The organism is Arthrobacter echini (genome assembly GCF_008107445.1).
Lineage (GTDB): Bacteria > Actinomycetota > Actinomycetes > Actinomycetales > Micrococcaceae > Arthrobacter_D > Arthrobacter_D echini_A.
In genome coordinates this window covers 94,851-118,525 of the sequence record NZ_VSLD01000004.1, presented here as the reverse complement: position 1 = coordinate 118,525, position 23,675 = coordinate 94,851, and the positions used below count along the sequence as shown (strand labels likewise).

Here is a 23,675-nt window from a genome sequence, read left to right as displayed (position 1 = left end):
TAGTGATCACTGTCGGCTGGAGGATTTGATGCAGGAGCTACGCCTGGTGGGTGTCCATGAGGATGGCCACCACCTGCTGTTGAGCAGCGAACAGGGCGTGTCGTTCCGGCTGCCCATCGACGATGCGCTGCGCCGCGCAAGCGAACCCTCCGCCGATCGCGAGCCGCCGCTCCCGCAGGCGCGGCCCCTCCCCGAGAAGCCGCGCACTAGACCTCCCCGGCCGACCGTCCAGCTCACTCCCCGCGACATCCAGGCCCGCATCCGTTCCGGAGCCTCCGCCGAACAGGTCGCCGAGGAGTCGGGGCTCGACCTGGCGCACGTGCAGCGCTACGAGGGGCCCGTCAGGGCAGAGCGCGACTACGTGGCGTACCTCGCCCAGCGTGTCGAGGTGTCCACGCCGTTGCCGAGCCACGACGGGTACCGTTCGGCCTCCGGGGACGAGCCCGCACTGCTCGGGGACATGGTGGCCTACCGCCTCCAGGAGTTCGGCGTGGACCAGTCGGAGCTCGAGTGGGACTCCTGGCGCCGACCGGACGGATCCTGGCACGTCGAGGCGGTCTTCGAGTTGCCCGAGGACTCCGCGGTGGACCTGGGCGAACAGCCTCCCGCGCAGTGGAGCTACAACCCCACCCGCAAGACGGTCACGAACGCCAACCGGTGGGCGCAGGTCCTGAGCGAGCTCGAGCCCCTCGACGGTCCGCTGCCCGCGCGGCGGTTGAGTGCCGTGGCGGATCACGTGTTCGACTTCGAGGCGGACGGCCCCGCGGACGGGACGACGCCCTCCGAGACCGACCAGGACGGACTCCTCGATGTGCTCCGCTCACGCCGCGGCCAGCGGCTGGGTGCCGACGAGGACGGCGACGACGCCCTGGCGGAGCTCCTGACACGGGGCAGCATCCCGGCTGCCCACCCCCGCGACGGGGAGGACACCGACGGCGTCGAGGTCGTGGCGCCCGGCCTGAGTCTTGCGCCCGCGCCCACCGGACAGGACGACGACCCCGATCAGGAGGACGCCCTGAATGGCGACGGGACGCCGAAGCTCTACGACGGGGTCAGCACCGAGACGCGTGAGATCAGCATCTTCGCGCACCCGGCACGGCGGTCGCAGCTCCACGAATCCGCACAGACCCCTGCACCCGGGCAGCAGGACGCCGACGGGCAGGACCGCGGGGCGGCGCCATCGCAGGAACCTGCGGTGGGCGGGGCGGCCGGTCGACCGGCCAGGGACACGAAGAAGGTCCCGGCGAACGACCAGGGCAAGGGTACCGAGCCCGCCGGGGACCGGCGGGCGAAGCCCAAGCGCTCGAGCGTTCCCAGTTGGGACGACATAGTCTTCGGGCGCAAGGGCGACTGAGAGGTTGCACCTGATTCCCTGCACGGCGTCGCCGCGAGGATTCAGGGCCGCAGGCCCCGGAACATCAGAGGTCCTGCAGGCTCAGTGCGGGATCCTCCGGCCGCACCGGCGATCCCGCCTCGAACGGGAGCGGCATTTCGTTCGAGGACAGCGAGGGCGAGACTCCCGAGGTCTGGCGACGCATGTGGTGTCGACGGCAGAGGGTCTCGTAGCCGATCGCCGGCTCGCCCGGCTCCGCTGCCACCGGTGCCGCGTCGACGTCTCCCACCACCATCTGGTCCCCCTCGACCACCATGACGCCGTCGACGGTGCGTGCGTTGTGCGTGGCGCGCCTGCCGCACCAGCACAGGGCCTCCACCTGCAGGACCTGCACGCGATCGGCGAGCTCGATGAGGCGCTGCGATCCGGGGAACAGTCTGGTGCGGAAGTCGGAGGTGATCCCGAAGCAGAAGACGTCGATGCCCATCTCGTCGACGACGCGCGCGAGCTCGTCGATCTGGCGTGTCGTGTAGAACTGCGCCTCGTCGCAGACCACGTAGTCGATGCGGGCGCCCCTGGTCTGCCGGTCCGCCAGCTCGCTCCAGAAGTCGGTGTCCGGGAGCACCTCGACAGCGGGGACGCGCAATCCGAGGCGGCTCGAGATGATCGACTCCCCGCCACGGTCGTGTGAGCTGAACAGGACGCCGCGCCGCCCGCGGGCCTTGTGGTTGTGGTCCATCTGCAGGGCCAGCGTGGACTTTCCGCAGTCCATGGTGCCCGAGAAGAACAGCAGTTCAGCCACGAGCGGCACTCCTCCGACGTCCCCGGTGCGGAGGGACCTCGGGGGTGGGCAGACGCAGCAGGGGGATGTCCCGTTCGCTCCGCGTCAGGGAGCCGTGCTGGCCGATCATCTCGAATGCAGCCGGCTCGCTGCGCCGTCCGTCGAACAGGGCGATGTCCTCCCTCGCCAGGACCAGCAGATCGCCAATGCGCGGCAGCACGGTCTCGCTCACGGTACCGAAGTAGCCCTGCTGCACGGCCTCGTGCCGAGTGAGGATCCACGCGCGGGAGCCGAAGGCGGCGTCCCAGCGCGCCCGCAGCCCGGCACGCGCACTCTCGTCGAGTTCCGGCTCGAGGTAGAGATGGAGCATGCGGGGCTCGCCGCCGGTGTGGGCCACACCCTCCACGAGCCCGGCATGCTGCGAGTAGTCGATGCGTCGGGACGCCGGGACATCCACCATGCCGTGATCGGCGCTGAGCAGCAGCAGGGTGTCCGGCGGAACTTTCCGCGCGAGGAGCTTCAGCGCGCCGTCCAGATCCTCGAGGGCGCGCAGCCATTCGCCGGACCCGGCGCCGTACCGGTGCCCGGCCTTGTCGAGGTCGTTGACGTAGAAGTACAGGAGCCCGGTCGGGGTTGCGGCGAGGCGCTCGGCCGCCGCATCGACGCGCGCATGGATGGTGTTCGCGCCGACGAACTGCCCGCCCCGCAGGGCGGCCCTGGTCATCGGGGAGTCCGCGAAGCGCGGCTGGCTCACGGTGGTGACCGGCACGTGCTCCGCCGCGGTCTCGAAGACGGTGGCGTGCGGCTGCCAGACGAGCGGGTCGACGCCGGCGTCCCAGCGCCCCAGCATGTTCACCACGCGCCCCTGCTCCGGATCGAGCACGTCGTAGCCCACCAGTCCGTGCCGACCCGGTGGGAGGCCGGTGCCGAGACTGGCCAGCGACGCCGCGGTCGTCGAGGGGAACGCGGCCGAGAGCTTGAGCGCCGTGTCGAGCGCGGTGCGCAGATACGGGGCGTGCGCGGCGTGCTTCCGCAGCAGCGCCAGCCCCAGACCGTCCACCATGACGACGGCGGCACGGCGCGCACGGGGCAGACCCAGCGCGTTCTCGAAACCGGGGACGTCCAACGCAGCGGCCGCGCTGGTCATCACTTCGGCCACGGTGGAGACGCCGTAGGCGGGCGCTGCCGGAAGAGGCTCCCGATGCAGGAAAGTCACGCGGCTCTACCGCTGGTGGGCCCGGTTGAACCGTCCACCGAACCCGTGCTGACGCCGGGTGGGCGCGTCGGGCCCGGCCACATAGCCACCGGAGACAGGACTGGCCGTATTGACCTTCCGCAGCGCCCGGGCGAACGCTTTTGCGTTCTGCACGGCCTGCGCGCCGTCGGCCTCGGCGCTGACCCGCAGGACGATGTCCTCCTGGGCCACGGTGCCCGTGTAGCCGTGATCCGCCTCGCACTGGGGGTCCCCGCAGCCGGCCGGACCGAGATCGAGCCGCTGGCCGCCGGACCAGGCAATGGCCAGGGTCATCTCCCTGACCTGGTCGCTGGGCTTGTAGTCCTGCGGCTGGGCGTAGAGGTAGCTGAGCACCACGGAGCGGATCTGGCTGACGGGGACGGACTCGGTGGAGATCTGGGCCATCACCTGCTCACCGCTCTCGTCGAGCTCCTGGTCGTCCACGTGGGTGATGACGAGCATGTCCTCGGTGAGCACGAGCACGGTGATGTGCCGGTGCACCTCGGTCCGCTCGAAGTGCGTCTCGAGGTGGGCCACATGGGACAGCGGCTCGCGTCCGTCGAGCGCGTCGTGCACGACGTCGGCCACCAGTCGCGGGTAGAAGCCCGCGCGTTCGAGGGACGCGTCGAGGTCGCGCCGCTGGGCGGAGAGCGATGGGGTCATGTGCCCCAGTTTCCCCCACGGGGCGCTCCAGCGCCTAACCGTGGTTCTCGGGCAGGTCCGATCAGTCGCGCATCGCCCGGCGTGCGCTGTCGGTGCGGCGCCTGGGGTTCCCGACGTCGATCGCGGCGTTCAGGACGCACAACCCGGACGTTGCCGCGAGCACCGGCGTGAGGTCGATCCGCGCGATCTCGGGGTGGTTGTCCTTGAGCAGGGCCACGCGCGCGAGGAGGTCCTCGAGGGCCGCGACATCCGCCGGCGGCAGACCCTGGTACCCGAAGAGCTTGCGGGAGGCTCCCGGCGCCCGCACCAGGTCCGCGACGTCGCCGGTGCTCAGGGGAGGCACGGCATGCGCCCAGTCGTCCAGCAGGTTGACGGCGTCGCCGGCGAGGCCGAAGGACACCACGGGCCCCATGAGCGGGTCCTCGATCGCCTGGATGCTGCAGGCCTGCCCGGAGGGCGCCATGGACTGGACCTCCATGCCGAAACTGCCGAAGGGCGCCAGGACCCGCTCCATCTGGGTGATGTTCTCCCTCAGCGACTGCGCGTCGTCGATACTGAGGCGCACCCCGCCCAGATCGAGGCGATGCCGCAGGTGCTCGTCCATCGTCTTCAGGGCCACGGGCCAGCCCAGGCGCTCCGCGGCCTCGACGGCCTCGTCCGCGGAGGAGAAGCGCGCGGACGGCAGGAGCCCGATGCCGTAGGCGCCCAGCAACGAGCCGCACTCCTCGGCGGAGAGGCGCGTGAGTTCGACATCGGCCACGCGGGAGCGGACCCGGCCCAGCAGACGCGAGGCCTCCTCGGCGTCGACACCGTCGGGGTCCAGGAACTCCCCGTGGTCGCGGGTGCGCCACCGCGAGTACCGCACCACCGCCCCGAGTGCGGCGAGGGCTGCCCCCGGGCTCGGGAAGCACGGCAGCCCGCGCTGCAGCGGCAGCGCGGCGGCTTCCCCCGGCTGCTCCTGCTCGGCGTCCGACTCCAGCCGGACGGACGAGGGCGCCGCGGCCACGAGCCCGTCCAGCTGCAGCGCTGTATCGAGGATGCCCGTGAACGAGCCGATCACGGGTTTGCCGGCCGCCTCGGCGCACTGCTGCAGGCACGCGGCGATCGACTCGGCGGTCAGCCCGCGGGCCGGGAGCGTGGTGACGATCGCCGCATGCACACGGTCGTCCTCCAGCGCTTTCGCCACCGTGGCGGCCAGGACGGGCAGGGCCACCGACCGGCCGGTGTCGAGCTGCAGCGAGCTCTCGAGCAGCGCCACCGTCATGCCCTGGGCTACGACGGCGTCCGAGACCACCTTGCCGAGGGCCGACGAGTTGCTGAAGACCGCCACCCCGGAGCCGCGCGGCAGCGGCTGGCTCGCCACGATCTGCGCGATATCCATCAGCTGCTCGGTCGTCTCGACCCGCATGACACCCGATTGCCGGAGCATCGCGTCGAGGGCACCCGGGGGCGCCTGCGAGGTCCGCACGGCGTGGCCGGGGGGCAACTGGAGTCCTGTGACGTCCGACTTGGCGACGATGACGGGTTTGGACCGGGCGAGGCGCCGGGCGATCCTCGAGAACTTGCGCGGGTTGCCGATCGATTCGAAGTAGAGTCCCACGGCGCGCGTGGTGGGATCGTCCTCCCAGAACTGCATGGCGTCGTTCCCGGACACATCGGCACGATTGCCGGCCGAGATGACGGAGGAGACCCCGAGACCACGCCGGTGGGCGCTGGCGTACAGGAGCACCCCGAGACCGGCGGACTGGCTGAACAGGGACAGTGCGCCCCGCTCGGGCAGATCGGGTGCCAGCGAGGCATTGAGCCGGATCGAAGGGTCCGTGTTGACCAGCCCCAGGGAGGCCGGTCCCACCACGCGCATGCCGTGGGCCCTGGCGCGCCGGACGAGCGCGCGCTGGCGCAGCAGGCCGTCGTCGTCGTCGGCGTATCCGGCCGTCGCGATGAGCAGGCCCTTGACCCCCGCCCGGGCACAGTCGTCCACCACCGTGTCGACCAGGTGGTGCGGCACGGCGATCACGGCCAGATCCACCGGCTCCGGGACCTCGCCGATCGTGGCGTGGGAGACGATGCCGTTCAGCTCGAAGGCCTCCGGGTTGACCGCGAACACCCGGCCCGTGAAGCCGGCGTCGAGCAGGTGCTCCAGCAGGGCCTGGCCCACGCTCCCCCGCTCCCGGCTCGCGCCGATGACCGCGACCGAGGACGGCGTCAGCAGTTCGGCCATGCTGCGTGCCTCGGCGCGGTGCTCGCGCGCCTCCATCACGGCCCGCGACTTCCGGGTGGGATCGATGTCGAAGCCGAGCATGACGACGCCGTCGTCGAAGTGCCGGTTCACCTCGTAGCCGGCCTCGGCGAAGACGGTGATCATCTTCCGGTTCTCGGGGAGCACCTCGGCGGAGAAGCGCCGGATCCCGTTCTCACGGGCCGCGGTGGCGAGATGCTCGAGGAGGATGGAGCCGAGTCCGCGCCCCTGGTAGGAGTCGGAGACATTGAAGGCCACCTCGGCCTCGAGTGGGTCGTCGAGTCTGTCGTAGCGGCCGATGCCGACGATCTCGGTGCCCCGGGTGATGACGAACGCCACCCGGTCGCGGTGGTCCACCTCGGTGAACCGCTTGAGCTCCCTGGCGCTGAGCTTGGCCTTGTAGGTGAAGAATCTGAGATAGATGGAATTCTGCGACTGGCGGATATGGAAAGCCTGTACGGCATCTGCGTCCGACGGGGAGATGGGTCTCAGATGGGCCGTCCCACCGTCGCGGAGGATGACATCGGCCTCCCAGTAGGAGGGGTATTGTCCGTCCGTCACCATAGACTCAGGGTAGTCGGCCTCCCCCGATCGCGCGTCGCATCGCGAGCAGGGCCGTCCGCGTCGGGCGGATGCAGGCCCACGCCACCCTTTCGTTACCGAGTTGCTGAGGAACCGCCACGCATATGGCCAGGCGCCAGAAGTCCGCACCGCCGGAGGACTACACCGAGAAGATCATCGACATCGACGTCGAGACCGAGATGGAGGAATCCTTCCTCGAGTACGCGTACTCGGTGATCTACTCCCGGGCGCTGCCCGACGCCCGCGACGGCCTCAAGCCGGTCCAGCGGCGCATCCTCTACATGATGACCGACATGGGGTTGCGTCCGGACCGCGGCCACGTGAAATCGGCGCGCGTGGTGGGCGAGGTGATGGGCAAGCTCCACCCGCACGGCGACACCGCCATCTACGACGCCATGGTGCGCATGGCCCAGGACTTCTCGCTGCGACTGCCGCTGATCGACGGGCACGGCAATTTCGGGTCGCTCGACGACGGTCCGGCGGCGGCCCGCTACACCGAGGCACGCCTCGCGGCACCGGCCCTGAGCATGACGGACCATCTCGACGAGGACGTCGTCGACTTCGTCCCGAACTACGACAACCAGCTCACCCAGCCCGAGGTGCTGCCGGCGGCCTTCCCCAATCTGCTCGTGAACGGGGCCAGCGGCATCGCCGTCGGCATGGCCACCAACATGGCGCCGCACAACCTGGGCGAGATCGTGGCGGCGGCCCGTCATCTGATCGAGCATCCGGATGCCCCGCTGGAGGACCTGATGCGCATCGTGCCGGGACCGGATCTGCCCAGCGGCGGGAAGATCGTGGGGCTCGGCGGGGTCCGCGACGCGTATGCGACCGGCCGGGGTTCCTTCAGGACCCGCGCCACCGTGGCCGTCGAGCAACTCTCCGCCCGCCGCACCGGCCTCGTGGTCACCGAACTGCCCTACACGGTGGGCCCCGAGAAGGTGATCGAGAAGATCAAGGATGCCGTCACCGCGAAGAAGCTGCAGGGTGTCTCGGACATCGTGGACCTCTCGGACCGTACGCACGGCCTGCGGCTGGTGATCGAGCTGAAGAACGGCTTCAACCCGCATGCTGTCCTGGACCAGCTGTACCGGTTCACGCCGATGGAGGATTCCTTCGGCATCAACAACGTGGCGCTGGTGGACGGCCAACCCCGGACCCTGGGACTCGTGGAGCTGCTGCAGGTCTATCTCACGCACCGGATCCTGGTGGTACGGCGTCGAACGTCCTACAGGCTGCGGCGCAGGCGCAACAGGCTGCACCTCGTCGAGGGCCTGCTCATCGCCATCGTCGACATCGACGAGGTCATCCAGATCATCCGGTCCTCGGACGAGTCGTCCGCTGCCCGCGCCCGACTCAGGTCGATCTACGATCTCTCCGAGGTGCAGGCCGACTACATCCTGGAGCTGCGCCTGCGCCAGCTCACCAAGTACTCGCGCATCGAGCTGGAGAAGGAGCAGGAGCAGCTGCTCCGCGAGATCTCGGAGCTGGAGGCCGTCCTGGGCTCGGAGGAGCGACTGCGCGCGGTGGTCTCCGACGAACTCGCCGAACTGTCCGCGAAGTTCGCCACCCCGCGCCGCACGGTCCTGCTGGAGTCGGAGGCCGCCGCGCCGGTGCGCAACCAGCTCCCGGTCGCCGGCAGGGCGGTGAAGGCCGCCCTGCCGCTCGAGGTGCCGGACGATCCGTGCTGGGTACTGCTCTCGGCCTCCGGGCAGCTCGCGCGCACCGCGGACCGCGAACCGCTCGGCGAGGGGCAGCGCGTCAAGCACGACGCCTTCACCTCGGTGCTCGCCTCGACCGCGCGCGGTGAGGTGGGCGCGGTGACCTCCGCCGGACGGATGATCCGCCTGCAGGTGGTGGACATGCCCGCGCTGCCTCCGACCTCAGGAACGCCGAATCTGGCGGGCGGTGTCCCCTCGAGCGAGTTCATCACCCTCGAACGGGGCGAGCGCCTCGTCGGACTGGCCGCACTGGACTCCGTCCTCGCACTCGGCACGACCCAGGGAGTGGTCAAGCGGGTCCAGCCCGAGTACCCCCTGAACCGGGACGACTGGGAGATCATCGCCCTGAAACCGAAGGACTCGGTGGTGGGGATCGCTGCGGCCACCGACGAGGACGAGCTGGTCTTCGTGACACGACTCGCGCAGCTCCTCCGCTTCCCGGCCGGTTCCGTGCGGGCGCAGGGCCGCCTGGCCGGTGGGATGACAGGGATCAAGCTCCCGGCGGGAGACACCGTGCTGCACTTCGGCGCGATCTCCGCCGGGGACGACCGGGCGGTGGTGGTCACCGTGACCGGAGCGGTGGCCGCCGCCGACACCTCCGGGGCCTCCCTGGGCTCGGCGAAGGTGACCGACCTCGGTGAGTTCCCGCTCAAGGGACGGGCCACGGCCGGAGTGCGGGCCCACCGCTTCCTGCGCGGTGAGGAAGCGCTGTCCCTCGCCTGGGCGGGCCATGGGCCGGCCCGGGCTGCAGCGGCGAACGGTGTTGCCCGCGCCCTGCCGACCGAGCACGGTCGGCGCGACGGCTCGGGGGTGCCCCTCTCGCAGCGGATCGACGCCGTCGGTCCCGGTCTGCTCGGACTCGTCGGGTCGGGCGGCGTCGGAGCAGGCGGCGTCGGAGCGGGCAGGGTCGGGTCAGGCAGCACCCAGCACGATGGTGCCGCTCCTGCGCAGGATCTGCAGGACGGTCAGGGAACCCTGTTGTAGTCCGGGCCGGCGCGCAGCGGCGTCGCCCCGGCAGGACGGTCGACAGCCGTGGTGGGGACCTCGCCGGCTCTCAACCGCCCACCGCCAGGGGGAGGTCGAAGACGATCGATCGCTGTGTCGGTTGATAGCCCATGCGCTCGTAGAGCCCGAGGGCACCCGAGGGGTTCTCCGTGTCCACGCCGAGTCCGGCGTTCTCCATGCCAGCCGAGCGGTACCGCCTCATCGCCTCGATCAGCAGGGACGCCGCCAGCCCCCGACCGCGCCAGGATCTGCGCACCCCGAGCAGATCCGTGTAGCCCTCGGTGTGGCCGAGGAGCTCCCTGGACTGAGGGTCGTAGCTGGCCAGCTGATAGGCCACGACCTCGTTCCTCCCGGGATGCAGCAGCGCCAGGCTCCAGTCGCTGCGGAACTCCGGATGGCCGATGGTGAACTGCCACGACTCCCGGTCGCGGGGCTCGCTGCCCCAATGGTCCCGGAACGCGTCGTTGTGGGCGAGCCTGACGAGTTCGGGGAGGTCCGTGCCCGGTCCGTCCGCGAAACTCACGAGTTCGAGTTCCGCCGGGAACACCGGCTCCGGCAGTGGCTGGGCCAGTGTCCTGGTCATCTCGGTGAAGTAGCGCACGATCTCGCTGCCGGTCGCCTCCAGCAGACCCAGGTGGGAGGGGTTGCGCTCCTCGACATAATTCCGCAGGGTTCCCGTCGCCTGCTCGGTCTCGCGGAGGCGTTCACGTGCACGCCAGGCCTGCCAGGTGAAGATCGCCCGCCCGAGGCCGCGCCGACGCCAGGCCGGATCGACGCCACCGGCACCGTGCACGAGGGTCGAGCCGGCATTCATGGAGACGCGTCCGACGGCGCGCGGCACACCGTCGACGTCGAACCCGGCGATCGTGTCGCGACGCGCATCGTTCTTCGATGCGCGCAGCACCTCCTCGAGATCGGCCCGCTGCTCCATCCAGTCCGGCTCGTCCGCTGCGGCGATCCTCCGGGTCAGGGCGAGCCAGGCGTCGATGTCCGGGTGCGTCAGCGGGCGCCAGCTGAGGAGGGGCGGAAGGTCCGGGGCCGCTGCGCCAGGATCGCTGCGGGGGCTGCTCGTTCGGGTGTCGGACGTACTCATGGATCCAGCCTATTGCAGCGCATCCTGGGCGGGTCCCGGTGATGCTCCGCTGCGGGCGTGGCGTTCTCCTCCACGAGACTTCTACATCAAGTAGAACCGTGTGCCGCCAGGCTGTAGATTGAGATCCTCCGGCCCTGCCGCAGGCCCGGACCACGGAGCGATCGAAGGAAGAACATGGCAACGCTCGGAGACCTCGAACGCACGGTGATGGACCTGCTGTGGGCCACCACGGAATCGACCACCGCGAACGAACTACGGGACGCGATCGCCGAGGTGCCGGCGCCGGAGACCGGCCGCGAACTCGCGGTGACCACAGTGCTGACCGTCCTGTCACGTCTGGAGAAGAAGGGCCTGGTCGAGCGTGAACGCAACATCCGGCCGCACCGCTACAGGTCCGTGACCAGTCGCGAGGACCACACGGCAGAACTCATGCACGAGGTGCTGGTCACCGCGCCCGACCGCGATGCCGTCCTCGCCCGGTTCATCGGAAGTGTCTCGGAGGCAGAAGCCCAGACGCTGCGTACCCTGCTCGGCGGCAGCTGACCCCTCCGTGTTCTGGGCCTCCTACCTGCTCGCGGCCCTCGCGATCGTCCTGGCCTGGCCTGCGCCCATCGCGCTCTCACGGGCCGACTGGACGGCGCGGGCACCCTTCACTGCCATGGTGCTCTGGCAGTCCATAGCCCTGGCCGGTGGTCTGTCGATGATCGGGGCGCTGCTGGTCTGGGGGCTCGAACCGCTCGGGGACAACCTGGTCGCCGCATCGGCCGGCTTCCTCGATCTGTTGCTCGATGACGCCTCCGCCCGGACGCTGGGCGTGGTGCACGTCTTCGCCATCAGCGCGGCCGTCCTCCTGTTCGCCCACCTGGTGTTCACCCTGGCGCTGACCTTCGTACGCATCCGGCGCCAGCGCTCCCGGCACCGGGACATGCTGACCCTGCTCAGTTCGCCGTCCGCCCAGCAGCCCGCCACCGTGGTGATCAACCATCCGGCGCCCGTGGCCTACTGCCTGCCGGGTGGGGCGCACTCGGTGACCGTGATGTCGGACGGGCTGATGGACCTGTTGACGCAGGCCGAGCTCGATGCCGTCCTCACCCATGAGCACGCCCACCTCCACCAGCGCCATCACCTGTTGCTGTGGGCCTTCGCCGCCTGGCGATCCGCGCTGCCGTGGCTGCCCACCTCGCAGCTCGCCCAGCGTGCCGTCAGCGAGCTGATCGAGATGCTCGCCGACGACGAGGCCCTGCGACGCGTGGACCGGGCCACACTGGTCCGGGCCATCGTGATCGTGGGTTCCGGCGAGGTGCACCCGGATCGGGACGAGCTCGCCGCCTCAGCGGCTGACGAACTGCCCCGCGCCGCTAGGGCGGATCCAACGGGCCGGACCCTCGGGAACGAATCGACGGCACATCGGGTGCGGCGGCTCCTCGCACCGCTGCCACCCCTGCGCCGGCTCCAGCAGGCAGCTGCACTGTCCGCGGCCGGTCTCCTCCTGGTGGTGCCCCCGGCGCTCCTGGTGGTCCCGGAACTGGTGGGCTGACCCTGGCGCCTCACCCGCTCAGGCATCGATCCGATCGCGGTCGAGGGTCGAGGCGCCTGCAACGATGAAGTCCTTGCGCGGAGCCACGTCGCTGCCCATGAGCAGACCGAAGACGCGCTCGGCCGACGCTGCCTCCTGGATGCGCACGCGCCGCAGGGTCCGGTGCCGCGGGTCCATGGTCGTCTCCGCGAGCTGGTCGGCATCCATCTCCCCCAGCCCCTTGTAGCGCTGGATCGGTGACTTGTAACGCCGGCCCTGCTCCTCCATGGCGGCCAGCAGCCGGGTCAGCTCCGCCTCCGAATAGGTGTAGATCATCTCGTTGGCCTTGGCTCCACTGTTGATGACCTCGACACGGTGCAGGGGTGGAACCGCCGCGTACACGCGGCCCGCCTCGACGAGGGGCCGCATGTACCGGAAGAAGAGGGTCAGGAGGAGCGTCCGGATGTGCGCGCCGTCCACATCGGCGTCGGTCATGAGGATCACCTTGCCGTAGCGGCGGGCGTCCAGTTGGAAGCTGCGCCCGGAGCCGGCACCGATGACCTGGATGAGTGCGGCGCACTCCGCGTTCGAGAGCATGTCACCCACCGAGGCCTTCTGCACGTTGAGGATCTTGCCGCGGATGGGCAGCAGCGCCTGGTAGTCCGAGGACCTCGCGTTCTTGGCGGTGCCCAGGGCACTGTCGCCCTCGACGATGAAGAGTTCGGAGCGCTCCGGATCGTCGATGCGGCAATCAGCGAGCTTCGCCGGCATCGTCGAGGTCTCGAGGGCGTTCTTGCGGCGCTGGGTCTCCTTGTGCACGCGCGCCGAGATGCGGGACTTCATCTCAGCGACGACCTTCTCCAGCAGGATGCTCGCCTGGGCCTTGTCGTTGCGCGCCGAGGAGGACAGCTGCGCCTGCAGTTGCTTCTCCACCACCTTCACGACGATGGGCCTGACGGCCGAGGTCCCCAGGATCTCCTTGGTCTGGCCCTCGAACTGCGGCTCCGCGAGGCGCACGGTGAGGACGGCCGTCAGCCCCGCGAAGACGTCGTCCTTCTCGATCTTGTCGCTGCCGGCCTTGAGCTTCCGTGCGTTCTCGCCGATCACCTTGCGGAAGGTCTTGAGCAGGGCCTGCTCGAACCCGCTCTGGTGCGTGCCGCCCTTGGGGGTCGCGATGATGTTGACGTAGCTGCGCAGTGTCGTCTCGTAGCCGATGCCCCAGCGCAGGGCGATATCCACCTCGCAATCCCGCTCCACCTCGGCCATCCTGCTGTGTCCGCTCGCGTCGAGGACCGGCACGGACTCCGTGAAGCGTCCGGAGCCGTGGAGGCGCCAGACGTCGGTGATGGCCGTGTCGGGAGCCAGGAACTCGGCGTACTCGGAGATGCCGCCGTCGTGCTGGAAGACCTCCTCCACCGGGCCGGCTTCCCCCGGGGTACCGGGCAGCCTGCGCTCGTCGCGCAGGGTGATGCGCAGCCCCGGGACGAGGAAGGAGGTCTGCCGCGCCCGGGTCTGCAGTTCCTCGTAGGAGAACCGCGCGTCGGGGGTGAAGATCTGGCGGTCCGCCCAGTATCTCAGCCGCGTCCCGGTCACGCCGCGCTTGGCGGTGCCGACGACCTCGAGCCGGGAGTCGTTGACGAAGGGATCGAAGGGAGCCTCGGGCGAGACCACTCTGCCGTCCCTGAAGATACCGGGCTCGCCGCGCCGGAAGGACATGGCGTAGGTCTTGCTCCCCCGATCGACGAAGACGTCGAGCCGGGAGGAGAGCGCGTTGACGACGCTGGCGCCCACGCCATGGAGGCCGCCCGACGCCGTGTAGGACCCGCCGCCGAATTTGCCGCCGGCGTGAAGCTTGGTGAAGACGACCTCGACGCCGCTCAATCCCGTCCTGGGTTCGAGGTCCACCGGGATGCCCCGACCGTCGTCGTGGATCTCCACGGAGCCGTCCCCGTGCAGGATCACGGTGATGTTCTGGCCGTAGCCCGCCAGCGCCTCGTCGACCGAATTGTCGATGATCTCCCACAGGCAGTGCATCAGTCCGCGCGAGTCCGTGGAGCCGATGTACATCCCGGGACGCTTGCGGACCGCTTCGAGGCCCTCCAGGACCGACAGGTGCCGGGCCGTGTAGTCCGAGGTGGGGGGTGTCATCAGGAGCTCCTTGACGGAAGACATGCACAGTCCGGGACAGGTGCCCGGCAGGGTGCTGGTGGTCACCCCAGTTTACGGGCCGGGTCCGACAACGGCGGCCGCCGGGCGGTGGTGCGCCGTGCTGCCGGCCGGTGGGCCTAGCGCTCGTACGCCCCGAGCGAAAGGGGGCCAAGCCTGGGATGAAGTGGTGACGAATGATGGTTATATGAGTACACGATCCACATGAGGAGGCATTCATGACCACTGCAGTAGCAACTCGCGAACTGACGGCACTGGACCGCTGCGACCGATGCGGCGCCCAGGCATACGTGCGGGCGGTCCTTCAGTCCTCCGGTGGCGAGCTTCTGTTCTGCGGCCATCACGCGCGCGCAGTAGAAGCGAATCTCAAGCCGATCACCTCGGAGTGGCAGGACGAGACGCAGCGACTGCACGAGAAGGCCGCTGTCGTCGCCGATTGAGATCGGTCCCGTAGCACACGAAAGCCCCCTCCATCCGGAGGGGGCTTTTGTCGTCGGACCCGGAGATGGATCCTGCAGATCAGTCCAGGTAGTCCCTGAGCACCTGGGACCGTGACGGGTGACGCAGCTTGGACATGGTCTTCGACTCGATCTGGCGGATGCGCTCGCGCGTGACGCCGTAGACCTTACCGATCTCGTCCAGGGTCTTGGGCTGCCCGTCGGTGAGGCCGAACCGCATCGCGACCACGCCCGCCTCCCGCTCCGACAGTGTGTCGAGCACGGAGTGCAGCTGCTCCTGCAGCAGCGTGAAGCTCACGGCGTCGGCCGGGACGACCGCCTCCGAGTCCTCGATCAGATCGCCGAACTCGGAATCGCCGTCCTCGCCCAGGGGGGTGTGCAGCGAGATGGGTTCCCGCCCGTACTTCTGTACCTCGACGACCTTCTCGGGCGTCATGTCCAGTTCGAGCGCAAGCTCCTCGGGGGTCGGTTCGCGGCCGAGGTCCTGAAGCATCTGCCGCTGGACGCGGGCAAGTTTGTTGATGACCTCGACCATGTGGACGGGGATGCGGATGGTGCGGGCCTGATCGGCCATGGCGCGGGTGATGGCCTGGCGGATCCACCAGGTGGCATAGGTGGAGAACTTGAAGCCCTTGGTGTAGTCGAACTTCTCGACCGCGCGGATCAGTCCGAGATTGCCCTCCTGGATGAGGTCCAGGAACAGCATCCCGCGCCCCGTGTACCGCTTGGCGAGGGAGACCACGAGGCGCAGGTTGGCCTCGAGCAGGTGGTTCTTCGCACGCTTGCCGTCGTGGATCACGAACTCGAACTCGCGCCTGAGCTTGGCATCCATGTCCGGATCGGCTTTCATCTTCGCCTCGGCGAAGAGGCCCGCCTCGATACGCAGGGCCAGATCCACCTCCTGCTCGGCGTTGAGCAGCGCGACCTTGCCGATCTGCTTCAGATAGTCCTTGACGGGGTCCGCCGTTGCGCCGGCGGAGACCACCTGCTGCGCAGGCGCGTCATCATCGTCGGCATCCGAGTACACGAAGCCGCTCGTGGTGCCCGTCTCGGCCGTCTCCGACTTGACGTCCTCCGTCTCGACCGCGCTGCCGCCGGCCGGTTCCGTCGCCTCGGCCGTCGCCTGCGGAGCAGGGACGGAAACCTTCGCGGCCGCAGCGGAGGAAGCAGCCTTCGTGGCGGGCTTCTTGGCCGCGACCCGTCGCTTGGTGGTGGTGGTACCAGCGTCTGTCGACGCCGGTGCTGCTGTCTTCTTGACCGACACAGAGAACCTTTCGAACGCACGGTGTGTGGCGCCACCAGAGGGACAACACCACTATGACCCTGTCAAATCCGCGCTTGATACCAGAGGGGAACGACAGGATCAGCTCCTCAGGGGAACCACTCCGCCGATGCGGCTATTCCCTGGATCGTTCCTGCTCGGAGGACATGATCCCGGGGCATACAGCCACCATCTGATGCACGGACCCAACCGGGTCGCAACCCCGATTGTCTCACGTGCGGCTCCCGGCCCGGTAATCATGAGCCGTCCTCCCCGAGGCGTCCACCCCCGGGGCACCACGCCGTGGAGCGGCTCCGGGCCCAGGCCGGAAGCCCACCCCTGCTCAGCAGTTCGTCCAGCAGGCGCGCGAGCCGGTAGCCCGGTACTGCATCCTGCGCAGCGTCGAGGAAGACAGCAGCCCTCGAGCCCCTGCCGCGCGCGTATTCGAACCATCCCGCCATGGTCAGGGCGGCAGCGCGGGGCTCCCCAGAGGACACGACGGCGAGTCGGGGAAGGAGGGACGCCATGGCGTCGACACGCGCCCAGAGGATCGGTCCGGCGTATCGGCCCGCCAGCACGTCCGCATACAGGAGCTCCGGTCCCCGTCCGCCGGTCGAGGCGGCAGGCGCCGCCTCGGCGGGAGCCGCCGTACCGACCGCACGCCGTGACGCACCGACATCGACGAGGACGACGTCGGCGGAGAGATCCGCCGCGGCATGGGTCCGGGCCCGCGCTTCCCCTGCGAGCAGGCCGCATGCCCCGGCTCCCGCGAGCGCAGCGGTTGAGCCCAGGCACGCGCTCACGAGGAGGAAGTCCCGCACGGTGCGGGACTCGATACTGGCAAGGAGGAACCCGGTGAGCTGTACCTCCGTGTCGGTCCGCAGCGGCTCCGGTCCCCCGACGACGGCATCCCACGCGCCCGAGGTCACCGCGAACTGCGCAGGTGAGTCCCACCGGCCCTCGCACCGGGAGGCGTAGCGGACCCGGGCGTCCTCCACCTCGCCGACTTCTCCCGCGACCGGGTCCGTCCGGGTCAGCTCCGGCGCTCCGCGCAGCACAGCATCGGGGGCGGAGGCATCGAAGCTGCTGCCCGCGAAGACCAGTTCCGCGCCCAGGACGCTATGAGCCACGGCGTCGAGCGGGGCACCTGGCCAGGGGCAGCAGTTCTCGTCGCGGCAGAAGTAGTCGCGCCAGATCGAGGCGGAGGCGAGCCACCCGGCGCGAACAGGCATCCCCGCGACAGCGAGGATCGACTCGAGGCGTGCCACCATCCCGTCGAAGGGAGGAGCCGACAGCCGGGGCCAGGGGTGCTCGGTGTAGACGATCACGAGGGTCGCATCTGCCTCCGTGTCGCCCAGCAGGAAGGACAGGACGCCCTGCACGAACATCGAGGTGTCGGCGCCCTCGGCAGGGAGGTCCACCCGGAGGGTGGCACCGAGCCGTCCCTTCGCCGTCGTGAGGACCACGAGACTCTCCTGCGGCGCGAAGCCGAGAGCGTGAGGTACGTAGACCAGGATGTCCTCGGGCGAGGTGATGGACAGGGTGGATGGGAGGGAACGGCCCGGTGCAGGGTTCGATGAGGTCATGCCGATCACCCTGCCCGGCCACGCCCCGGTGCGCCCCGGGGCCACCTGCTATGTGGACAAGGGGAAGGGCCCGCTCCTCACGATCCGAGCCCGCCCCTGCGCCGGGCTGCCTTCTGCTCGCGGCGCCGTGCGCGCTCGCGGACGATCACGTCGCGGACCGGCGGCACGACGACGCCCTGCTCGGCCATCCGCCGTCGGACGCGGCGCCGGATGAGGACGACGTTGACCACTCCCACGGCGAGGACGACGAGTTGCGCCGCCATGGCGATCCTGAACGAGCCCAGCGCGTAGAGATCTCCCTCGGAGAATCCGCTGCCGAGGAGCAGATCGAGGATGACGCCGATGACGAACATCGACAGCAGCGACGCCAGGAACCCGCCGATGTTGACGATGCCCGTTGCAGTACCCAGCCGAGCGGCGGCATTGAAGGTACGGGCGAAGTCGAACGCGATCATGGAGCCCGGGCCGCCGATGGCGAGGGCGATCACCAGCAGGACCAGCAGCGGTAGCGGAGCAGGCCCGGGTTGCAGCAGGACCGCGAGCCACGCCCCGGCGATCAGCGCCGCGATGGCGAGCACCATGGTGGAGCGCCGCAGGGGATGACGCCCCACGTACCGTCCGAGGAACGGCCCGCAGAGGATCCCGACGGCGACGAACAGGGTCATCAGGACCGAGGCAGGCCCCTCCCCCAGCTTCTCCGCCCGCACCAGGTACGGATAGCCCCACATCAGGACGAAGACGGTGCCAGGGAACTGGATGGTGAAGTGCGTCCACAGCCCGAGCCGCGTTCCCGGCTGCCTCCAGGCCTCGGCGAGCGACGCCCCGGTCTCCCGGAGGGTCTGCACGGAGCGCTCGCTGCCGGCCTCCGGCGAGTCGCGGATGGCGATCACCGCGAAGAGGACGGCGAGCACGGACAGGGCCGCGGCGCCGAGGAAGGCGGGCTCCCACCCGAAGGTGGAGAGTACCGCGACGAACGGGATCACGGACACGATCTGACCGAGCTGCCCGATGATCCCGGTCCACTGGGTCAGGACGGGTATGCGGTGGAAGGGGAACCATGCGGGGAGCAGGCGGAGCACACTGATGAAGGTGGTCGCGTCGCCGGCTCCGACGAGCAGTCGCCCCACGATCCCCGCACCCACGGATTCGGCGAAGGCCAGCTGCACCTGGCCGAGGATCATCAGGATCCCGCCCGCCACGATGAGGGTCCTCGGGCCCCACCGGTCCACGAGCACGCCGACGGGCACCTGAAGACCGGCGTACACCAGCAGTTGCACCACGGTGAAGATCGACAGTTGGGATGCGGAGGCGTCGAAACGGTCGGTGGCCTGGAGTCCGGCGACACCGAAGGTGGTGCGCTGCGTCACGGCCACCAGATAGGCCGTGACGCCCGCGGCCCAGACCAGAAACGCCCTCGAGGAATTCACCCGCCCATTATCGCGCGGCCGGTCCTGCTACGGCGTGCGCCCCTCACCCTCGTGCTGGTCTCCCGCGTCGGCTGCGCCGGGGAACTCCGCCTCCCAGAGCAGGGTGGATTCCTCCTCAGCCTGGGGGCTCGCCAGGTAGGCCTCCACCGCGGCCCCGATCTCGTCCGCGCTGGCCAGTTCGCTGTTCTCCTTCACGAGGAGCGACTTGCGGGCAGCGCCGTCGGCGTACTCGTCGTACCGCTGCTCGAGGGAGGAGACCACGGACTGCACCTCCGTCGAGTTCCCCACCTGCTTGGCGATCTGCCGTTCGACGTCGCGGCCGGTCTCGCGGAGACGGTCGGTGGGCAGGACCAGCCCCGCCGTGGCGCCGAGGTACTCGAGCCCGGCCACAGCTGCCGGAGGGTATTCGGCCTCGGAGAGGTAGTGCGGAACGTGGATCACATGCCCGACGACGTCGTGCCCGCCCTCGATGAGTCGTAGCTCGAGGACGTGCCCGATCGAGGCCTGGAGCTCCGCCGTCGGCCGCCAGGCGTTCATCCCGTCGATCAGGTCGGCGCGGTTTCCGTGCAGGGTCACACCGATGGGCCGCGTGTGCGGGACCGGCATCGGGATGGCGTGGATCCACGAGACCAGCGGTACGTGGAGATCCTCGACGAGTCCCACGACGGCGCGGACGAACCGTTCCCACTGCAGATCCGGTTCCGTGCCGGTCAGGAGGAGGAAGGGCTCGCCGAGCCCGTCGTACAGCCGCCGGATCTCGAGGCGGTGCGGCTTGTAGTCCTCCAGGTGATCCTCTACAAAGGTGATCTTCGGGCGCCGTCCGCGGTAGTCGACCAGCTGATCGGTGTCGAACTCGGCCACCAGGTCGTGGTCCAGCACGTCGACCAGCTCCTCGCCGACCTGGGCGACGACCTGGCCCGCATCCATGAAGCCGGTCAGACTGACCAGCAGGGGCAGCCCGACGGACTCCGGATCGTCGAAGACGTCGGTGTTGATGGTGTAAAGGGTTCGTGGATCCAGCATGGCTCTCTCTTCCGGTGGGGTCCTGTCCATGTCAACACCCGCTGATCCCGCTTCATTCCGCGGCCTACGCCCTCCCGCGCGACCACCGCAGAGCCGACCCGGCCCTGCTGCACGGGTCGCCACGACGCGGTCGGTGGAACCGCGCAGCTCACGGACTACGATCGACGAGGAACGATTCCCGGCCCACCAGAGTCCGGGAAGAAACCTGCTGCAGCACCTGGGCAACCCATCCGGATACGAGGAGACAGATTCCGTGATCACGACGACCGAACTACACCTGAGCGCTTCGGCGAAGGACCTCAAGAAGATCCCGAGCGACGCGCTCGTGATCGCCGTCGCCAAGGGGCCGGACGGGCCGGTGCTGCTCGAGAGCCCCCTGCCGGCGAAGGCCGCCCGCGCGCTCGGCGACTCGCTCGAGGTCCTCGGGATCACGGGCGCCGCCGACGAGGTGCGCCGCCTCCCAGGACTCCCCGAGACCGGGGCCGACTCCCTCGTCCTCTCCGGGGTCGGGCCGCTGGAGGGTGGGACCAGCCCGAGCACCGAGACCCTGCGCCGCGCGGCGGGCGCCGCCGTCCGGCAGCTCGTTGGACTCGACACCGTCGTGCTCGCCCTGCCGGCGGACACCACCGAGGCCGCGGCCGCCGTCGCCGAGGGTGCCGCGTTCGGCGCCTACAGCTACGACGGGCACAAGTCCGGCCTCACACCGGACGGCTCGGTGTCGACCAAGAACACCAGGACCGCAGTGAAGAGTGTGGTCGTCCATACCCCGGTGGCGGCCGAGGCCGCCCTGACGTCGGCCCTGGAGCGTGCCACCATCCTCGGCAAGAACGTGAACACCACGCGCACGCTGGTGAACCAGCCACCGAGCCACCTCTACCCCGAGACCTTCGCGCAGGCAGCCAAGGAGCTCGCCCGCTCCCTGCCCGTCAAGGTCACCATCATGGACGAGAAGCGGCTCGAGCGCGACGGCTACGGGGGCATCCTCGGCGTCGGCAAGGGCTCCTCGCGCCCGCCGCGCATGGTCAAGGTCGAGTACTCCCCCGCGAAGTCCGCCGTCCACCTGGCGCTCGTCGGCAAGGGCATCACCTTCGACTCCGGAGGACTCTCGCTGAAGCCTGCCGCGGGCATGCAGACCATGAAGCTGGACATGGCCGGCGCCGCCGTGGTCCTCAGCACCCTCCTCGCCGTCGCCGAACTCGGCCTCCCCGCGAAGATCACCGCCTGGCTCTGCCTCGCCGAGAACATGCCCTCCGGTACCGCGCAGCGACCCGAGGACGTGCTGTCGATCTACGGGGGACGCACTGTTGAGGTTCTCAACACCGACGCCGAGGGCCGGCTCGTCCTGGCCGACGGCCTCGCCGCCGCCAGCGAGGAGGCACCGGACGCGATCATCGACATCGCGACGCTGACCGGGGCACAGATGATCGCCCTCGGCACGCGGGTATCCGGCGTCATGGGCGACGACGGCGTACGTGACGCCGTGAAGGCCGCGGCCGACCGCGCGGGCGAGCAGTTCTGGCCCATGCCGCTGCCCGAGGAGCTGCGCCCGAGCCTCGAGTCGCAGGTCGCCGACATCGCCAACATCGGTGAGCGCAATGGTGGCATGATGACCGCCGCGGTGTTCCTGCGGGAGTTCGTCGGCCAGGTGGACGGCGAGAAGATCCCCTGGGCGCACCTGGACATCGCGGGACCGGCGTTCAACGAGGGATCCCCGTACGGCTACACGCCCAAGGCCGGGACCGGCGTCGGTGTGCGCACCCTCCTCGCTTATGTCGAGGACGTGCTCGCCCGCACCGTGTAGGTCGGCCTCCGCGACTCGGGCAGGCCGACCAAGGCAGGACCAGCCGCCGTGCGCGGCCGGTCCTGCCCCGGTCCGGGCCGGGCAGGGCAGGGTACATGATGCCGCCGGGTGAATCGGAGCACATCAGCGCGCCACGGGCGCGGCGGGCACCGCTCCGGGTGGATGCAGCCAACTTCTGGGGATAGGCTGAAAACGAGAGCCTTCCGAGGGCAGGCGACCGCACTGCGACCGCACCCGTCATCGATTCATCAACCGACGCGCACCGCGCGTCACCAGAACACGCGAGGAGCGTCCACGTGGCCGAATCGGCATCCGCGAAAGAATTCGACATCCTGGTACTCGGCGGGGGCAGCGGCGGATACGCCGCGGCACTGCGCGCCGTTCAACTGGGCCTCACGGTGGGCCTCATCGAGAAGGGCAAGCTGGGCGGCACCTGCCTCCACAACGGCTGCATCCCCACCAAAGCGCTCCTCCACTCGGCGGAGATCGCCGACAGCGCCCGCGAGTCGGAGAAGTACGGTGTGAAAGCCACCTTCGACTCCATCGACATGGACGCCGTGAACAAGTACAAGGACGGCGTGATCGCCGGCAAGTACCGCGGCCTGCAGGGGCTCATCAAGTCCAGGGGCATCACGGTCATCGAGGGGGCGGGCAAGCTCGCCTCGCAGACCACCGTCGATGTCGAGGGCACCGTCTACACCGGCAAGCACATCATCCTCGCCACGGGTTCGTACTCGCGCAGCCTTCCCGGGCTGGAGATCGGCGGCAAGGTCATCACCTCGGACCAGGCCCTCACCATGGACTTCGTGCCGAAGAAGGCCATCATCCTCGGCGGCGGCGTGATCGGCTGCGAGTTCGCCTCCGTGTGGAAGTCCTTCGGCGTGGACGTCACCATCATCGAGGCGCTGCCCTCCCTCGTACCCAACGAGGATGCGTCGATCGTCAAGGGCTTCGAGCGTGCCTTCAAGAAGCGTGGCATCGCGTTCAACACCGGGACGCGCTTCCAGTCCGTCGAGCAGAACGACGACGGCGTGGTCGTCACGCTGGAGGACGGCAAGACCTTCGAGGCGGACCTCATGCTCGTCGCCGTCGGCCGCGGACCCGTCACCCAGGACCTCGGGTACGAGGAAGCCGGCCTCACGATGGATCGCGGCTATGTCATCACCGACGAGCGCCTGCACACCGGGGTGGGCACCATCTACGCGGTGGGCGACATCGTCCCCGGGCTGCAGCTCGCGCACCGTGGATTCTCGCAGGGTATCTTCGTCGCCGAGGAGATCGGGGGCCTGAAGCCCGTCGTGGTGGCCGACCTGAACATCCCCAAGGTCACCTACAGCGATCCGGAGATCGCCTCGGTGGGGTACACGGAGAAGGCTGCGCGGGAGAAGTTCGGAGACGACCGTGTGGAGACCCACGAGTACAACCTCGCCGGCAACGGCAAGAGCACGATCATCGGCACAGGCGGCCTCGTCAAGCTCGTCCGCGAGAAAGACGGCCCCATCGTCGGGGTGCACATGCTCGGAAGCCGGATGGGCGAGCAGATCGGCGAAGCACAGCTGATCGTGAACTGGGAGGCGTACCCCGAGGACGTCGCACCGCTGATCCACGCCCACCCGACGCAGAACGAGGCGCTGGGAGAGGCCCACTTGGCCCTCGCGGGCAAGCCGCTGCACGGCTGAGCGGGTCCTCGGCGGGCCTGGTCCGCGCCGCGGAGGCGTGGACTAAGCTCGACACCAGAAAATCTCTTGCACGTCCGGCCGGACGGGCCCAATGCCGTCCGGCCGTC

General features: G+C 69.5%; 17 protein-coding genes. 7 read left to right on the top strand and 10 right to left on the bottom strand.

What is annotated here, in order from left to right:
- The first annotated feature begins 28 nt into the window (after nucleotides 1-28).
- Nucleotides 29-1,354: a septation protein SepH gene (gene sepH / locus FQ377_RS09765; protein ID WP_148601074.1), complete on the top strand. Its 1,326-nt coding sequence runs from the start codon at nucleotides 29-31 to the stop codon at nucleotides 1,352-1,354.
- 64 nt (nucleotides 1,355-1,418) lie between these two features.
- Here sepH and FQ377_RS09760 read toward each other — a convergent pair whose 3' ends face one another.
- The 4 genes from FQ377_RS09760 to FQ377_RS09745 form a co-directional block, all read right to left on the bottom strand.
- Nucleotides 1,419-2,135, bottom strand: coding sequence for a thymidine kinase (locus FQ377_RS09760; protein WP_148601073.1), 717 nt, complete (start codon nucleotides 2,133-2,135; stop codon nucleotides 1,419-1,421).
- Nucleotides 2,128-3,330: an alkaline phosphatase family protein gene (locus FQ377_RS09755; protein ID WP_316245921.1), complete on the bottom strand. Its 1,203-nt coding sequence runs from the start codon at nucleotides 3,328-3,330 to the stop codon at nucleotides 2,128-2,130. The genes FQ377_RS09760 and FQ377_RS09755 overlap by 8 nt, the downstream gene beginning before the upstream one ends.
- Nucleotides 3,331-3,336: 6 nt before the next feature.
- Nucleotides 3,337-4,011, bottom strand: coding sequence for a DUF5998 family protein (locus FQ377_RS09750; protein WP_148601072.1), 675 nt, complete (start codon nucleotides 4,009-4,011; stop codon nucleotides 3,337-3,339).
- Nucleotides 4,012-4,072: 61 nt separating this feature from the next.
- Entirely contained in the window at nucleotides 4,073-6,814 is a 2,742-nt protein-coding gene (locus FQ377_RS09745; RefSeq protein WP_148601071.1) for a bifunctional acetate--CoA ligase family protein/GNAT family N-acetyltransferase, read from the bottom strand.
- 122 nt (nucleotides 6,815-6,936) lie between these two features.
- Between FQ377_RS09745 and FQ377_RS09740 the strand changes: the two genes are divergently transcribed.
- Nucleotides 6,937-9,537, top strand: a complete 2,601-nt coding sequence (locus tag FQ377_RS09740) for a DNA gyrase/topoisomerase IV subunit A (RefSeq protein WP_148601070.1) — start codon at nucleotides 6,937-6,939, stop codon at nucleotides 9,535-9,537.
- 70 nt (nucleotides 9,538-9,607) lie between these two features.
- On the opposite strand, the gene FQ377_RS09735 is transcribed toward FQ377_RS09740, so the two are convergent.
- Complete coding sequence (locus FQ377_RS09735; RefSeq protein ID WP_262364383.1) at nucleotides 9,608-10,651, bottom strand: GNAT family N-acetyltransferase; 1,044 nt, start codon at nucleotides 10,649-10,651, stop codon at nucleotides 9,608-9,610.
- Between the two features lie 174 nt (nucleotides 10,652-10,825).
- Here FQ377_RS09735 and FQ377_RS09730 point away from each other — a divergent pair, with 174 nt between their 5' ends.
- Together FQ377_RS09730 and FQ377_RS09725 are read left to right on the top strand one after the other, a co-directional pair.
- The gene (locus FQ377_RS09730) at nucleotides 10,826-11,194 is read left to right on the top strand and encodes a BlaI/MecI/CopY family transcriptional regulator (protein WP_148601069.1); all 369 of its coding nucleotides are present in this window, start codon (nucleotides 10,826-10,828) and stop codon (nucleotides 11,192-11,194) included.
- Between the two features lie 7 nt (nucleotides 11,195-11,201).
- Nucleotides 11,202-12,188, top strand: a complete 987-nt coding sequence (locus FQ377_RS09725) for a M56 family metallopeptidase (RefSeq protein ID WP_148601068.1) — start codon at nucleotides 11,202-11,204, stop codon at nucleotides 12,186-12,188.
- 18 nt (nucleotides 12,189-12,206) lie between these two features.
- Here the strand turns inward: FQ377_RS09725 and FQ377_RS09720 are convergent, their stop codons facing one another.
- Entirely contained in the window at nucleotides 12,207-14,315 is a 2,109-nt protein-coding gene (locus FQ377_RS09720; RefSeq protein WP_148601067.1) for a DNA gyrase/topoisomerase IV subunit B, read from the bottom strand.
- A gap of 236 nt (nucleotides 14,316-14,551) precedes the next feature.
- Between FQ377_RS09720 and FQ377_RS09715 the strand changes: the two genes are divergently transcribed.
- The gene (locus FQ377_RS09715; protein WP_148601066.1) at nucleotides 14,552-14,773 is read left to right on the top strand and encodes a DUF7455 domain-containing protein; all 222 of its coding nucleotides are present in this window, start codon (nucleotides 14,552-14,554) and stop codon (nucleotides 14,771-14,773) included.
- 79 nt (nucleotides 14,774-14,852) lie between these two features.
- Here the strand turns inward: FQ377_RS09715 and FQ377_RS09710 are convergent, their stop codons facing one another.
- From FQ377_RS09710 to FQ377_RS09695, 4 genes are all read right to left on the bottom strand, one after another.
- Nucleotides 14,853-16,055 (bottom strand): RNA polymerase sigma factor, encoded by a 1,203-nt coding sequence (locus FQ377_RS09710; protein ID WP_148601065.1) that lies wholly within the window; start codon nucleotides 16,053-16,055, stop codon nucleotides 14,853-14,855.
- Between the two features lie 254 nt (nucleotides 16,056-16,309).
- Nucleotides 16,310-17,638 carry a DUF4192 domain-containing protein gene (locus FQ377_RS09705; RefSeq protein ID WP_148601064.1) on the bottom strand — a complete coding sequence of 443 codons (1,329 nt, stop codon included), beginning with the start codon at nucleotides 17,636-17,638 and terminating at the stop codon, nucleotides 16,310-16,312.
- A gap of 77 nt (nucleotides 17,639-17,715) precedes the next feature.
- On the bottom strand, nucleotides 17,716-19,065 hold the full coding sequence (locus FQ377_RS09700; protein WP_148601063.1) for an MFS transporter: 1,350 nt from the start codon (nucleotides 19,063-19,065) through the stop codon (nucleotides 17,716-17,718).
- A gap of 27 nt (nucleotides 19,066-19,092) precedes the next feature.
- Entirely contained in the window at nucleotides 19,093-20,088 is a 996-nt protein-coding gene (locus FQ377_RS09695) for a proteasome assembly chaperone family protein (RefSeq protein ID WP_148601062.1), read from the bottom strand.
- Nucleotides 20,089-20,341: 253 nt separating this feature from the next.
- On the opposite strand from FQ377_RS09695, the gene FQ377_RS09690 reads away from it, so the two are divergent.
- Nucleotides 20,342-21,889, top strand: coding sequence for a leucyl aminopeptidase (locus FQ377_RS09690; protein WP_148601061.1), 1,548 nt, complete (start codon nucleotides 20,342-20,344; stop codon nucleotides 21,887-21,889).
- A 296-nt stretch (nucleotides 21,890-22,185) separates the two neighbouring features.
- Nucleotides 22,186-23,568 carry a dihydrolipoyl dehydrogenase gene (gene lpdA / locus FQ377_RS09685; RefSeq protein ID WP_148601060.1) on the top strand — a complete coding sequence of 461 codons (1,383 nt, stop codon included), beginning with the start codon at nucleotides 22,186-22,188 and terminating at the stop codon, nucleotides 23,566-23,568.
- The last annotated feature ends 107 nt before the right edge of the window (nucleotides 23,569-23,675 follow it).

What these genes read in the sequence shown, in the direction of transcription:
- FQ377_RS09740 (WP_148601070.1), top strand. Translation starts at nt 6,937, where the DNA reads ATGGCCAGGCGCCAGAAGTCCGCACCGCCGGAGGACTACACCGAGAAG.
- FQ377_RS09735 (WP_262364383.1), bottom strand. Translation starts at nt 10,651, where the DNA reads ATGAGTACGTCCGACACCCGAACGAGCAGCCCCCGCAGCGATCCTGGC.
- FQ377_RS09695 (WP_148601062.1), bottom strand. Translation starts at nt 20,088, where the DNA reads ATGCTGGATCCACGAACCCTTTACACCATCAACACCGACGTCTTCGAC.
- sepH (WP_148601074.1), top strand. Translation starts at nt 29, where the DNA reads ATGCAGGAGCTACGCCTGGTGGGTGTCCATGAGGATGGCCACCACCTG.
- FQ377_RS09705 (WP_148601064.1), bottom strand. Translation starts at nt 17,638, where the DNA reads ATGACCTCATCGAACCCTGCACCGGGCCGTTCCCTCCCATCCACCCTG.
- FQ377_RS09730 (WP_148601069.1), top strand. Translation starts at nt 10,826, where the DNA reads ATGGCAACGCTCGGAGACCTCGAACGCACGGTGATGGACCTGCTGTGG.
- FQ377_RS09750 (WP_148601072.1), bottom strand. Translation starts at nt 4,011, where the DNA reads ATGACCCCATCGCTCTCCGCCCAGCGGCGCGACCTCGACGCGTCCCTC.
- FQ377_RS09720 (WP_148601067.1), bottom strand. Translation starts at nt 14,315, where the DNA reads ATGACACCCCCCACCTCGGACTACACGGCCCGGCACCTGTCGGTCCTG.
- FQ377_RS09715 (WP_148601066.1), top strand. Translation starts at nt 14,552, where the DNA reads ATGACCACTGCAGTAGCAACTCGCGAACTGACGGCACTGGACCGCTGC.
- FQ377_RS09745 (WP_148601071.1), bottom strand. Translation starts at nt 6,814, where the DNA reads ATGGTGACGGACGGACAATACCCCTCCTACTGGGAGGCCGATGTCATC.